At 47.2% G+C, this 13,784-nt stretch carries 13 protein-coding genes and 1 pseudogene; 3 read left to right on the top strand and 11 right to left on the bottom strand.

What is annotated here, in order from left to right; translation table 11 throughout:
* Positions 1–57: 57 nt before the first annotated feature.
* The 8 genes from ehuB to ACI0FR_RS15820 all read right to left on the bottom strand — a co-directional run bounded on the left by ehuB (position 58) and on the right by ACI0FR_RS15820 (position 9,756).
* On the bottom strand, positions 58–909 hold the full coding sequence (gene ehuB, locus ACI0FR_RS15855; protein WP_461667992.1) for an ectoine/hydroxyectoine ABC transporter substrate-binding protein EhuB: 852 nt from the start codon (positions 907–909) through the stop codon (positions 58–60).
* 60 nt (positions 910–969) lie between these two features.
* Positions 970–1,983, bottom strand: a complete 1,014-nt coding sequence (gene doeB, locus ACI0FR_RS15850; protein ID WP_461667991.1) for a N(2)-acetyl-L-2,4-diaminobutanoate deacetylase DoeB — start codon at positions 1,981–1,983, stop codon at positions 970–972.
* A 4-nt stretch (positions 1,984–1,987) separates the two neighbouring features.
* The gene (doeA, locus tag ACI0FR_RS15845) at positions 1,988–3,166 is read right to left on the bottom strand and encodes an ectoine hydrolase DoeA (protein WP_461667990.1); all 1,179 of its coding nucleotides are present in this window, start codon (positions 3,164–3,166) and stop codon (positions 1,988–1,990) included.
* A complete protein-coding gene (gene eutC, locus ACI0FR_RS15840; RefSeq protein WP_461667989.1) occupies positions 3,163–4,176 on the bottom strand; it encodes an ectoine utilization protein EutC in 1,014 nt (337 codons plus the stop codon). The genes doeA and eutC overlap by 4 nt, the downstream gene beginning before the upstream one ends.
* Entirely contained in the window at positions 4,176–5,204 is a 1,029-nt protein-coding gene (gene eutB, locus ACI0FR_RS15835; protein ID WP_461667988.1) for a hydroxyectoine utilization dehydratase EutB, read from the bottom strand. The genes eutC and eutB overlap by 1 nt, the downstream gene beginning before the upstream one ends.
* A gap of 66 nt (positions 5,205–5,270) precedes the next feature.
* Entirely contained in the window at positions 5,271–6,689 is a 1,419-nt protein-coding gene (gene ehuR / locus ACI0FR_RS15830) for a MocR-like ectoine utilization transcription factor EhuR (protein WP_461667999.1), read from the bottom strand.
* A gap of 172 nt (positions 6,690–6,861) precedes the next feature.
* A complete protein-coding gene (locus tag ACI0FR_RS15825; RefSeq protein WP_461667987.1) occupies positions 6,862–8,265 on the bottom strand; it encodes an aminotransferase in 1,404 nt (467 codons plus the stop codon).
* A 12-nt stretch (positions 8,266–8,277) separates the two neighbouring features.
* Positions 8,278–9,756, bottom strand: a complete 1,479-nt coding sequence (locus tag ACI0FR_RS15820; protein ID WP_374834319.1) for an NAD-dependent succinate-semialdehyde dehydrogenase — start codon at positions 9,754–9,756, stop codon at positions 8,278–8,280.
* 120 nt (positions 9,757–9,876) lie between these two features.
* Between ACI0FR_RS15820 and ACI0FR_RS15815 the strand changes: the two genes are divergently transcribed.
* From ACI0FR_RS15815 to ACI0FR_RS15805, 3 genes and pseudogenes are all read left to right on the top strand, one after another.
* Positions 9,877–10,344, top strand: coding sequence for an Lrp/AsnC family transcriptional regulator (locus ACI0FR_RS15815; protein ID WP_374834362.1), 468 nt, complete (start codon positions 9,877–9,879; stop codon positions 10,342–10,344).
* A 150-nt stretch (positions 10,345–10,494) separates the two neighbouring features.
* Positions 10,495–11,843 (top strand): annotated as a pseudogene (locus ACI0FR_RS15810) (ISNCY family transposase).
* Complete coding sequence (locus ACI0FR_RS15805; RefSeq protein WP_461667986.1) at positions 11,836–12,672, top strand: alpha/beta fold hydrolase; 837 nt, start codon at positions 11,836–11,838, stop codon at positions 12,670–12,672. The pseudogene ACI0FR_RS15810 and the gene ACI0FR_RS15805 overlap by 8 nt, the downstream one beginning before the upstream one ends.
* Before the next feature lie 313 nt (positions 12,673–12,985).
* Here ACI0FR_RS15805 and ACI0FR_RS15800 read toward each other — a convergent pair whose 3' ends face one another.
* From ACI0FR_RS15800 to ACI0FR_RS15790, 3 genes are read right to left on the bottom strand one after another with little or no spacing between them, the layout of a single operon-like run.
* Complete coding sequence (locus ACI0FR_RS15800; protein WP_374834360.1) at positions 12,986–13,129, bottom strand: hypothetical protein; 144 nt, start codon at positions 13,127–13,129, stop codon at positions 12,986–12,988.
* An 11-nt stretch (positions 13,130–13,140) separates the two neighbouring features.
* Positions 13,141–13,425: a hypothetical protein gene (locus tag ACI0FR_RS15795; RefSeq protein WP_374834315.1), complete on the bottom strand. Its 285-nt coding sequence runs from the start codon at positions 13,423–13,425 to the stop codon at positions 13,141–13,143.
* A gap of 15 nt (positions 13,426–13,440) precedes the next feature.
* A complete protein-coding gene (locus ACI0FR_RS15790; protein WP_461667985.1) occupies positions 13,441–13,728 on the bottom strand; it encodes a transposase in 288 nt (95 codons plus the stop codon).
* Positions 13,729–13,784: the final 56 nt, after the last annotated feature.

The following is a 13,784-nucleotide window of genomic DNA, read 5'->3' as shown; positions in this document are numbered from 1 at the left end:
TTTTCTCCTCCGGTTAGCAAGCAGGATGTGTCCGGACAAGGCCGGACACGTTGTCCATTATTTGCCAGCACAAAGATCGGCGGTGTTTTTTTCTGATGCTGCCGCAATACTTTGTTCAGAGAGACCGTATTTGCCAAGAATTGTTTTATATTCGTCAGTCTTGCGGAATTCGATCAAAGCCGCATTGAATGCATCGCGCAAATCCTTGTCCTCAGGTCTGAAGGCAAAAGCACCGTAATTACGTACTGGGGCATCGTTGACGATCGGATCTTCAAATGGTTCGACTTGCTCGACTTGTGTCTGCCCTTTGGCAAGCTCCGAGACGGTCAGCTCGGTTGCGGCATAAGCATCGGCACGGCTTTGTACCGTTGGAATAGCGTCAGCATTGGCTGGAATATAAATAATTTGATCTTCTTTAACGCCGACAGCGCGCAGAAAATCAACATTATTAGCACCTGAGACAACAGCCACTTTCAATGACGGATCTTTAGCAATATCAGCGTAAGTTGTCAGGCCTTTAGGATTGCCCTTTTTAACCAGAAGCCCTTCACCATAAGATGAGTTTGGTTCGGTGAAAGCGACCTGTTTGCAACGCTCCGGCGAGATATTTTGCTCGGCTGCAGTAAAGTCATAACGCTTGGCCTTAAGCCCCGGAATTAGGGTTCCAAATGGTGTAACCGTCCAGTTAACATCCTCGATGTCCATAGATTTCAAAACAGCATTGGCGACATCAGGTCCAATGCCTGCAGATGTTCCATCGGACTGCATGAAAGAATAGGGCACTTCATTGGCTGTTGCAGCGCGGATATAGCCTTGCTCTTTGGCTTCATCCAAGGTCAGAGCATTGCCGGCGGAAATGGACAAGCTCAAGGCAACAATTGCCAGACCTGCAGTTTTCATCATAGTCATTTTATTCTCCTCCTGTTTAATTTCAGTGGCTCGTTTTCGAATCTCACTGTGATTGGGTGGTCAGATTGTCTCCGTAATTGTTGCAATAACGGACAGGCAGTCACCCGTCTTGATAAGGCCGGGCACGTGGCGTGCAGCCAATACACCATCTAAAGCTGCATGATATTCAATTGGGGCAATTCCGGTTTTACCTAGTGGATAAATTCGGGCGATAGTCGCGCCTTTTTTGACCTTGTCCCCCAGATTGCAGTTAAAGGCAATTAAGCCGTCATTTTGGGCAAAAGTGAAGCAATCATCGGATGGCATATCCAGCCATTGGCTAGGCCGGATATCAATATTACCTTTTAATATGCCAACATGACGAAGAATATTGCAGGTGCCTTTTCGGGCAATCTCAATGGAAGTAGCAGTTGCAGTGCCTGCCCCTCCCAGTTCTGTGGTTACAAACACTTTGCCCATTTCTTCAACGGTTGTATCAAGCATGCCGACAGCATCAATTTCGAGCATTTTCATAGAAAAAGGAGCGTTAAATGCTTGCACCGCCGCAAAGCAATTGGCTTCCTGATCTTTGTTCGGCAATTCATGTGCGGCCGCATAAGGAAGAAAGTCGAGTGTTTTGCCGCCTGAATGAAAATCAAGCACAATATCGGCAAGCGGTATCAGATAGCGCGTTACATAATCGGCAATCTTTTCGGTAACAGTGCCGTCTGCTCGGCCGGGGAAACTACGATTAAGATTGCCCCGATCAATTGGCGATGTACGGGTACCGGCACAAAAGGCCGGATAATTGAGCGCCGGAACAATGATAATTCTGCCATTGACTTCAGCCGGATCAATCGTCTGAGCCAATTCAAAAAGTGCGGCGGGGCCTTCATATTCATCGCCGTGATTGGCGCCTGTGAGTAATGCAGTCGGCCCTTCATTATTCGCGATGACACAGATCGGGATCATAACCGACCCCCATGCACTGTCGTCACGGCTATAAGGCAGACGCAAATGGCCGTGCTGTATGCCTTTTTTGTTCAGGTCAACCGTGGCAGTAATAGGAGAGGGGCGTTGTAAACTATTCAGCATGGCATCAGCTCTTCACGAACAACTGGCGAGGAACATTCGATAAGCACTCAACGCCTGTTTCTGTAATAGCGATGCTTTCGGTAATTTCCAGCCCCATATCCTCCAGCCAAAGGCCGGTCATGAAATGAAAAGTCATACCCGGTTTTAACTCGGTTTTATCACCCGGACGCAGGCTCATCGTCCGCTCTCCCCAATCCGGCGGGTAGGACAGTCCGATTGGATAACCAGTGCGATTATCTTTGATGATGCCATATTTTTTCAAAACCTTAAAAAAAGCATTGGCAATATCTTCGCAGCTATTTCCTGGTTTTGCCGCAGCAAGACCTGCCTCCATTCCTTCCAGTGTTGCTTTTTCCGCATCAAGAAATGCTTGCGTCGGCTTACCAAGAAAAACCGTACGCGAGAGCGGGCAGTGATAACGTTTATAAGCACCTGCAATCTCGAAAAAAGTGCCTTCGCCGATACGCATCGGCTTGTCGTCCCATGTCAAATGCGGGGCGGATGCATCAATACCTGACGGCAGCAGGGGCACGATTGATGGATAATCGCCACCAAATTCGGATGTGCCGCGAATGCCGGCATCATAAATTTCTGCTACCAGATCGCATTTTCGCATCTCTGGCTCGATAATATCTACGATACGCTGATGCATAAGTTCGACAATTTTTCCGGCCTTGCGCATATAATCAAGCTCGGTCGGGCTTTTGATAGAGCGCTGCCAGTTGACCAGACCATTCGCATCTTTAAAACGAGCATTAGGCAAATGTTTTTGTAAAGACGCAAAGGCTGCGGCGGAGAAGTAATAATTATCCATCTCAACGCCGATTTTGAGGCTTGCCCATTTATGTTCATCAATGATTTGAGCAAGAAGGTCCATCGGATGGCGTTCTGTTGATTGAACATAATGATCCGGATAGCCGATGATATTATCATGATCGAGATAGGCTGTGCGCTTTGCGCCATTGGCATCTTGCTTGCGGCCATACCAGATTGGTTCACCGCTTGGCGGAACAATTACACATTGATGCACATAAAACGACCATCCGTCATAGCCGGTCAACCAATGCATATTGGCAGGATCGGTTACGATTAAAAGATCAATACCCGCGGTTTCCATGGATTGGCGGGTTTTCGATAAACGTTCGGCATATTCCCCAGGTGTAAAATTCAGCGCTATTGTCACGCCGCATCTCCCATTTTAATATCATTTTTAATTATTTGGCCGGATTCCGCATCTTTTGCGCGGTTAAAGGCTAAATTTGCGATTGCTGTATCTTGTACGCCTGTACCGGTCAGATCGGCAAAAGTGATGGTCTTTTCGTCTTTTCTCGCTTCCGCTTTTCCGGCAATTACATCGCCAAGCTCGGCAAATGATGCATCACTTTCGACTGCTCCTGCGGCAATGGCATGATGTAATTCGCCAAGAATACGCGTCTGTGCCAACCGGTCAGCTATATAGGTCACACGCTTGAAAACTGCCGGATCAATTTCGTTTTTATGCTCTGCATCAGAACCCATCGCGGTCAGGTGCTGACCTTTTTCAAGCCAATCCTCAAAAAATATCGGCTGTTCTGCAGGCGTGGTGGTTACGATAATATCAGAAGCCTTAACAGCATCACGAGGATCACTATAGGCTTTCACTTCAAGCGGATATTGATCAGACAATTGCTTGGCAAGGATTTCAGCTTTGGTGGGATTTCTTGCCCAAATCCGAACAGAATTGATCGGGCGAACCAGTAACAAAGCTTCCAGCTGCAATTTAGCTTGCATGCCTGCGCCAAAAATTGTTGCGGTTGATGAATTCTCACGCGACAAATGACGGGCAGCCACAGCACCGGCCGCAGCGGTGCGCAGGTCAGTAAGATAGCCATTATCAAGCAATAAAGCTTCGATGAGCCCTGTACGGGCGCTTAGCAAAATCATCAAGCCATTTAAGCTTGGAAAGCCAAGTTTGGGATTATCAAAAAAGCCAGGGCTGACTTTGATGGCAAAACCATCGAGTCCCGGCACATAAGCCGTCTTGACGTCCACTTCTCCACGATATTCAGGAATATCCAATCGCAAGATTGGCGGCATGGCGACGGGTTTTGTCGCCAGTGCTGCAAAACCTGCCTCAACACAATCAATCGTAGCCAGATCAAGCTTGATAATAGCCCGCAAGTCTTTCTCTGTGAGTATGCAGATACGGCTCATCAAATGCCTCCCTCGACAATTTTTTGATGCATTGCAGCATCAATATTTCCGCCTGAGATGATGATGGCAGTTGGCCCTTTAAGTTTGATTTTTCCTGCGAGAAGGGCCGCAATACCGACCGCTCCGGCGCCCTCGAGGGTTTCACCTTCTTCTTGCGCGGCATGGCGGATGCCTGCAGCTATTTCTTCTTCACTCAACAAGATGATTTCGTCGAGAAGTGCACTGCAAAGAGGAAAAGTCACTTGATTGGTGAGACCAATGCCACCGCCAAGGGAATCTGCCAAACTTTCCTCTTCGGTAACCTCAACAGGCTGACCGGCACGGATAGAGGCTTCCATTGCAGCGCCGCGCTCCATTGATATACCGATGATGCGAGCTTGTGGCCGGAGCGCTTTAACCGCAACAGCTATGCCGCCTGCGAGACCGCCTCCGGAAAGAGGGATTAAAATTGTACTGAGCTCCGGCAGCTCCTCAATAATCTCGAGCCCGATTGTACCTTGACCCGCAACGACATTGACATCATCAAAAGGCGGAATGGAAGTCAGCGAACATTTCGTCACCAGCTCTGCAACTTCGTTTTGAGCATCATCCTGTGACATGCCGGTGATGCAAATCTCCGCGCCAAGCGCATGAATGGCATCGACTTTGTTTGCCGGCACAAGTGCTGACATGCAAATGGTGGCTTTTAATCCAAGTTCGCGCGCTGCATAGGCTACGGCGCGGCCATGATTACCGGTTGATGCAGTGACCAAACCCTGAGCGCGTTTTTTCTCATCAAGAGAAAGAATGGCGTTGATAGCGCCGCGTAATTTGAAAGCCCCGATGGGCTGGCGTGTTTCAAGTTTGAGATAAACAGGCTGGCCTGTGAGGGCAGACAGCCTATTGGATTGGACAAGAGGTGTTCTCACCACGAATTTATCAATACGTGCAGCCGCATGTTCGATATCGGATAGAGTAACGGGAAGACTATCCGCCGATACTTTTTCTGCTGTGGTGACTGGTTGAAAATCTCTCATCATGATTGTCATGGTGAGAGAGAAACAAAATCATGTCAATTAATATAATGTCATGATACAATTATTGTGAGGTTCAAGTCATCCAATTGCACCCACATCAAACACCGGCGGCAATTGCTCAAAAGCATGACGGATTGTCGTCAAGGCTTTGGTTAGCCCTGGATGGCTCATGCGTCCGCCAAGACAAATGCGAATACCGCCACCATGACCGGGGCCTGCAATGAAAGGTTCGGAAGGGGTTACTGCAACATTTTGATTGGCCAGCACACGCACCAATCCGTCCTCAGTCCAATGTGCCGGTACTTTCAGCCAAGCGCAGAGCGAGAGCGGATGGCTTGATGCGATATGGTCGCCAAGAATTTTGCAGGCAATCATTTGTCTTTGTCGTGCTTCATCGCGCTGTATGCCGAGTAAACGCTGTGCTGTGCCATTTCCCACCCAACGCGTAGCGATCTCGCCTGAAAGATAGGTTCCGCTCCAACTGGACACGCGCAAAATGGAAGCAGCCCGCATTGAATAAGCTGGTGGCACGACAAGATAACCGACGCGCAAACCGGTCATGACCGTCTTGGTGAAACTGGTGATGAAAAAACCGAGATTAGGCAACATCTGCGAAATTGCAGGCAGATCATCCTCGATAATCGGGCGATAAACCTCGTCCTCAATCACAAAAACCCCATAACGCTCGGCAATGGTTGCAATTTCCTGCCGGCGCAGTGCAGTTGCTACATGGCTGGTCGGGTTGTTGAGGGTAGGGACGAGCACAATTGCCCGCACACCGCCAGCAGAACAGGCAGCCTCCAGTGCATCGGGCAAAATACCTTCCTCATCCGTCGGCAAGCCTTTAAGACTAAACCCTAAAATATTGGCAAGCCCGATAATGCCGTGATCGGTCAGGTTTTCACACAGCACCACATCACCTGAACGGATAACACAGCTTAACGCCAGAAAAATACCGTGTGCTGCACCATTGGTTACCAGAATACGCTCAATGCCTGCTGTTATGCCGATTGGTTGCAACCATGCGCGCGCAGCTTCCCGATGGCGCTCAAGTCCGGCAATCGGCCGGCAAGGGCGCATGAAACTGCTATTGTCACTTTCAGAAAGTTCGAGCAATATTTCGCGTGAAGCGTTTTCATGTTCATCAAGATAAACACAACGTATTATCGATAAATCGAGCACTTCATTCGGGCTGTGATCGAGCATCATACGCCCTGCACGCTCGGTGACGCGTGATTTGACAAAGGTTCCTCGGCCGATCTCGCCGCTCAAATAGCCAAGACGTTCGGCCTCTTTATAAGCAAGGCTGACAGTCTGGATTGATAGCCCAAGTTCATGCGCCAGATCGCGATGGGTGGGCATACGATCCATCGGCCTTAAAATGCCTGCTTCAATGTCAGTAATGATACAACTTGTCAGTGCGGCATGTTTTGTCTCCCCCTTCTGCTTGACAATTTGGGGATTCCAAACGACAGACTTCGACGAAGTGGAAGACATGTTTTTATGAATATTGACTTGATTGAACATGAAATTGTCTCGTTTATATAACGATCATTTCATGACATTATGCATAGTTTTTACTAAATATGAAGTACTATACACAGCACAAGCTGTTTTAGACGAACAAGATCAACCGGCGAAATAAAATATCCCGCCGGTTGAATTTCAATCAGATTTTTTCACCCGATTTTGTGAGCTCGTCCATAACCGAACGCACTGCGGCTTCGGCAATTGAGACCATTTCATCAACCTCCTCTTTGGTGGTGACAAGCGGTGGCGCAAAACCCAATATATCGCCATGCGGCATCGCACGGGCAATCAATCCACGCTCGCGTGCAGCTTTGGAAATACGCGCACCAACGCTTTGCTCCGGCTTGAAACGGGTTTTATTTTCACGGTCGGCAACAAATTCAATTGCTCCCATCAAGCCCACCCCGCGCACTTCACCAACGATAGGCAGCTGTGCGAATTTGTTTTTCAATTGCTCTTGAAAGTAAGCGCCGACGACGCGCGAATTGCCCGGCAAATCTTCTTTTTCAACAATATCCAGCACTGCATTGGCAGCAGCGGCACCAATCGGATGACCTGAATAAGTGTAGCCATGCGAGAAGGAACCAATACGATCTGCAGCGTCTTCCATCACATCATAGACTTTTTTGCCGACAATCGCGCCTGAAAGTGGAAAATATGCCGAAGTCAGCCCTTTCGCCACAGTAATGAGATCTGGCTCCATGCCATAATGCTGAGAACCGAACATCGAACCGGTGCGGCCAAAGCCGGTGATGACCTCATCAGCAATCAGCAGAATGTCGTATTTCTTCAAAATTTTCTGCACTTCCTCCCAATAACCTTCCGGAGGAGGAGTAATGCCGCCAGTTCCAAGCACTGGTTCGGCGATAAACGCACCAATTGTATCTGGATCTTCTCGCAAAATAAGCTGTTCGAGCTCAACTGCACGGCGTTTGGAAAATTCTAATTCGGTTTCTCCGGCCTCCGCGCCCCAATAATAATGGGGAGCGCCGGTGTGCAAAATGCCTGCGAGCGGCAAGTCCATATGATCATGATAAAAACTCATGCCGGTCATAGAACCTGAAACAACGCTGCAACCATGGTAGCCACGTTCACGCGAAATGATCTTTTTCTTGTTCGGCTTGCCGCGTAAATTATTATAATACCAAACTAATTTGGCCTGTGTTTCATTGGCATCCGATCCAGACATGCCATAAAAAATCTTGCTCATATTGCCCGGCGACATTTTCACCAGACGGTCAGACAAAATCGCCAACTCATCGGTCGTATGTGCAGCATAGGAATGATAATAAGCAAGACGATAAGCTTGGCGGGAAATCGCTTCGGCCACTTCCGCACGGCCATAACCGATATTGACGCAATAAAGGCCTGCAAAACCATCAATTAACTGATTGCCGTGAACATCTTGAATCCGGATGCCTTTGCCGGTTTCTACAATAGTCGGATCACCCATTTTCCCGCTGGCAAAATCTTTCAGCTGCGTGAAAGGATGTAAAACTGAATTACGATCCATCTCGGCGATTTTTTTATAGTCAACAGTCATGATAAAAATCCTTTATGCAGCAAGATTGCCGAAGCAGACATATTTTGCTTCGAGATATTCAAAGAGACCGTGACGTGAGCCTTCACGCCCTAGACCGGACTGTTTCCAGCCGCCAAATGGTATCGGTGCTCCGGTGAATTTTGGTGTATTGACAGAGACCATGCCGTATTCCAGCTGGTCGGTCAGCCTCATGGCGCGGCCAAGGTCATTGGTATAAACATAGGCGGCTAAGCCCATTTCCGTATTATTTGCCCGCTTGATGACTTCTTCCTCGTCATCAAAAGATAAGATGGCAGCAACCGGCCCGAAGGTTTCTTCACGCGCAATCAGCATATCGTCTGTGACATCTGCTAACACGGTCGGGCTCACAAAATTTCCGCCCAACGGACTATCCTGTCCGCCACATACAAGGCGCGCTCCGGCCGAGATTGCTTGCGCAATTTGTTGCCTGCATTTTTCTGCCACAGTCGGACGCGTCATGGGCCCGATATCTGTGTCCGTTTGCAGTCCGTGTCCGACTTTTAATTTGGAGGCCGCTTCAGCAAATTTATCAACAAATGCATCATATATAGAACGCTGCACATAAATACGGTTTGCGGCCAAACAGTCCTGTCCGGATGTAGCAAATTTTGCACTCATACAGCCTTTAACAGCATGTTCCAGATTAGTATCGCCAAACAATATAAATGGTGCATGCCCCCCGAGTTCCAGCGATGCCTTTTTAATTGTGGCAGCAGATTGAGTAAGCAAAATACGCCCGACCTCAGTTGAGCCGGTAAAAGAAAAACCGCGAACATGGGGATTTTCCAGCAGATGGCGTGCCAATGGTGCCGCTTCGCCAGTAATTACCTGCAAAACACCTTTCGGCAAACCAGCTTCTTGAGCCAGTTTAGCAAGGGCCAGTGCCGAAAGCGGTGTTTCTGGAGCAGGCTTGACAATCATAGTGCAGCCCGCAGCCAAGGCCGCACCAGCTTTGCGTGTGATCATCGCGGAAGGGAAATTCCAAGGTGTAATCGCCACTGTGACGCCCAAAGGCTGCATTTGCACCGAAAGACGACTGCCTGGTAAATGGCTTGGGATTGTTTCGCCATAAGCGCGTTCACCTTCCGCGGCAAACCAATCCAAAAAGTTGGCGCCATAAGTAATTTCGCCAAGTGCTTCTAACAGCGGTTTGCCCTGTTCAGCGGTCATTATTGTTGCCAGATCCTGCGCATTTTCACGCATGAGCATGGCCCATTTGCGCAAGATTTGCCCTCGCTCAACAGGCAAAAAATCACGCCACCGGACAAAAGCTTCCTTCGCATAGTCAACGGCATTGGCTGCATCTTTAAGCGAGCAAGCGGTAACATCCATTAAAAATGCGTTGGTTGCAGGATCGATAACTTTTGTTGTTTGCTCGCGAGCTACCCATGTCCCGTTTATAAAAGCACGGTGCTCGATCAGATCAGGTCGCCGTAAATTTTTAATCGCGGCAGAGGCAAGGTTTTTCATGCGTGAACTCCGTTTGGGGTTTACACAAGTCTAACTGCTCGACATGATATAAATTCTGCAATGATTGAAATTAAAATGCAGAAATTATTCGCATTTCACATATATGAGCAGGAATTATGCATAATGACATTAGATAGGGCTGATAGAGCATTGCTGGATGCGGTACAAAAAAACAATCGCATGACGTCAGAAGAGCTCGCACAAATCGTGCATCTATCTCCGACAGCCTGTCAAAGACGCTTGAAGCGTTTGCGGGACGAGGGGGTTATTGAGGCGGACGTGTCGATTGTTTCCCCCAAAGCTGTCGGGCGCAATATCACAATGATCGTTCTCGTTTCGCTTGAACGGGAAAGAGCGGATATTGTGGACCGTTTCAAAACGGCGATACGTACAACCAAAGAAGTTATGATCGGCTATTATGTAACGGGAGACGCTGATTTTATATTGGTTATTACCACCAAAGACATGGAGGATTATGAAGCCTTCACCCGTCGTTTTTTTTATGAAAACCACGATATCAAAGGCTTCAAAACCATGGTGGTGATGGATCGCGTGAAAGCAGGATTTACATTTCCGATTGATCTTTAAAATTGCCGAATTGGTGAAATACAAAATACACTTTATTGTTCCATAATATATTATCCAGGGTGGGTTCTTTTAGCCGCAAAGTTAAAATGTCCTGTTTCTGCAAAGTAAGAATGTCACACTCTTCGCATTTGAGGATGTGGGAGTTTGCAGATGGGATGGATTTTAATGAGCGAGCGAGAATTACATCGTATTGAAGGCCGGATGACGCTTGCATCCGCAGCGCATGTTCTGGCTTTGAGCGAGCGCCATGTTCATCGGTTGTTGGATTGTTTTATCAATGATGGCGCAGCCAGCATTCGACACCGAAGCCGTGGATGTCGGTTAAACAATCATTTGCCTGATGGTATCCGCGATTATGCTTTGACCTTAATTCGCGAACGCTACCTTGATTTTGGCCCGATATTGGCAGCGGAGAAATTGGCTGAACATCATGGGCTGAGCGTGTCGCGTGAGACCTTACGTAAATGGATGTAGGAAGCCGGAATTTGGCTTTCCCGCAAGCAGCGCCGGACATTTCATCAGCCACGGTTACGGCGTGAATTCTATGGCGAATTGATCCAGATTGATGGCTCTGATCATCGATGGTTTGAAGATCGCGGGCCACCCTGCACACTGCTTGTTTTCATTGATGATGCCACCAGCACGTTGATGCAGTTGCTTTTTGTGCGCTCGGAAAGTGCTTTTACATATTTTGAGGCTTTAGAACTTTAACTCAATACTCATGGTCGCCCAATAGCGTTTTACTCCGACAAACATTCCGTGTTTCGGGGTGGAAAGACCGAAGCTAAAGTGGCCAGCGCATGACACAATTCGGGCGTGTACTTTCGGAACTTAATATTGAGATTCTATGTGCGAATTCCAGTCAGGCGAAAGGATGTGTTGAACGTGCAAATCGCACATTGCAGGATCGTTTGGTCAAGGAACTCCGACTGGCTGGGATATCAGATATGGAGGCAGGCAATGCTTTCTTACCAGAGTTTATGATGCGGTATAATGCTAAGTTTTCCAAGCTCCCTGCCCGTTCTGATAATATGCATAAACCATTGAATATAACGGATGATCGCCTTCGTGATATTCTATGTAAACGCGAGCAACGCTATGTTGGTGCCCAATTAACATTTTCCTTTGAGCGCAAAAGAATTATGCTGGAAGACAATAATATAACTCGTGGCCTGGTTGGTAAATATGTTGATACCTATGCCTTTGTCGATGGTCGTCTTGATATCCGTTGGAGAGGACTTTCTCTGCGCTACAAGATGTTTGATGTGGATCACGTGAGCCATACTGCCATTGTTGAGAATAAACGGCTTGGCGAAGTTCTTGCCTTCATTAAGGAGCAGCAAGAGCAGATGCCACAACCAAAGGTGAAGAGTAACAGCCAGAAAAATGGTTATCAGCCGAATGGCCGTAAACCGGGCCGGAGGACTAATTTCATCAATGACCCAACTGCCATCACGCGAAGCGCTCAATCATTAAGTCGAGCCGGATCAAATGAATGAAAAAATGCGAAAATATACTCACATTTTTACCGAGAATGCAGCACTATGGACAGAGGTTATAGGTGGCGGCGAACCAGTTATTTTTTTGCATGCAAATGTTTGTGATAGCCGTATGTGGCATTCTCAAATGGAGGTGTTAGGACGTTATTGTAAGTCCATAGCATACGACAGAAGAGGGTTTGGTAAAACACGTGCAAAAACAACAGATTTTTCTTCTATTTCTGACTTAATGGCTGTAATCGAAGCATATTCTGAAGATAGACCCACCATTTTAATCGGGTGCTCACAAGGCGCAAAAATTGCTTTGGACGCGGCGTTGTTGCACCCATCGAAGATCAAAGCCGTTGTGCTCATCTCACCGTCTGTGAGTGGCGCGCCAGAACCGAATTACCCAATTGATATAAAAGAGCTATTACTTCGTCAAACCCAAGCTATCACAGCACAAAAAAACAATGAAATAAATGCAATCAAGGCAAGGCTTTGGCTTGACGGTCCACTTGCTTGTGAGGGGCGTATTAAAGGGCAAGTAAGGCAATTATTTTTTGATATGTATGATACTGCATTAAAATCTTCACCAATAGGTTCTGATCGGGATCAAGTGCGAGCCTATCAACACTTACATGAAATAGAGATGCCTATACTTGTATTATGGGGAAGCTTAGATTTTCCTCATATTCAAGAAAGGTCTCAATATATCTCAAAAATAGTATTCAAAGGGCGAGGAAAAGAGCTAAATAATGTTGCTCATCTTCCAAATTTAGAGATACCTGATGAAATTACAGAGATCATAATTGAGTTTGTTAATTCCGTTCAATCGATTGATGATTAGAACCAATATCCATCTCAGTTGAGGCATATATCGCCCCCATTCCTCGTTTGCAACCCTGACCAGCCGCTCAGAACGGGGGCTTGACGTTGCATGTGGGATGAAAATGACATTTCTACTTTACACAGAAGTGGAAATTTCAACTTGGTCGCCATAATATTTATAGCAGGGTGGGTTCTAGTTTGAAATGCGATTTCTAAAGCTGAATAATGTATGAATATCATTCATTTATGCTCAAAAATACAACCTGAGAAAACCTTGCAAAAAGCCTCGTAACCGCGCTAACAACGGCACTGTAATGTGACAACTCAGATCGTCACCTGATTTCTTTGCATTGAAAACCCTCTAGCAGCGCTTTATTATAAGCTGGAAATAAAGCACTGAAATCGACAAGAAACGATACAGGTTTTCCTTGTGTGGTAAATACGATACGAAAACGTCCAGGGCTTTCTTGTCTTATCTTCCCTTGATCTAGTAAACGAAATAGTGACCATGGGCGCTGGCGCTGGCAACTTCATTCCAGCTATCAGTAAAAATAAGAAACTTGGATGTACGATTGCTGCCTTCACCAGGCCAATAGATGGAAACAACATCCTTTTGTTGAGGTGTTCCGGTAACGCAAGTGCCCACAATTTGCATGACCGCTGCTTTTATGTTTTCAGGTACACTCAGCGCCTTAATGTTCACTGAAACGTTTGGTGTTTCTGAACTGTTAAGGAAGAAGCTGCGCCTTATCTGGTCTGCTTTTTCAAACATTTCTAGGGTCAGGACTCATTGATTAATCCAGATGATGATTGTTGCCGCAATGCAGATTGCAGACATGAATGTATGAGCGCAGCGGTCATATCTTGTGTGAATGCGCTGCCAGTCTTTGAGTTTTCCGAACATATTCTCGATTTTGTGCCGCTTTCGATAGAGCGTAACGTCATGTGTTATCGGCACTTTGCGGTTTGCCTTTGACGGAATACATACCTTAATGCCACGCTTGGTGAGTGCCTCCCGAAGCCAATCTGCATCATAGCCTTTGTCAGCCAAGAGTGCTCTAGGCTGAGGACTCAATTACCCCCCTGCGATGATTGTAGAAACAAGAGCAATTGCGGCGAGATAGTTTATTG

It is taken from the genome of Paenochrobactrum sp. BZR 201-1 (assembly GCF_044987585.2).
Lineage (GTDB): Bacteria > Pseudomonadota > Alphaproteobacteria > Rhizobiales > Rhizobiaceae > Paenochrobactrum > Paenochrobactrum pullorum.
Note: the sequence above shows the minus strand (reverse complement) of the source record. Positions and strands in the feature narration are given on the sequence as shown.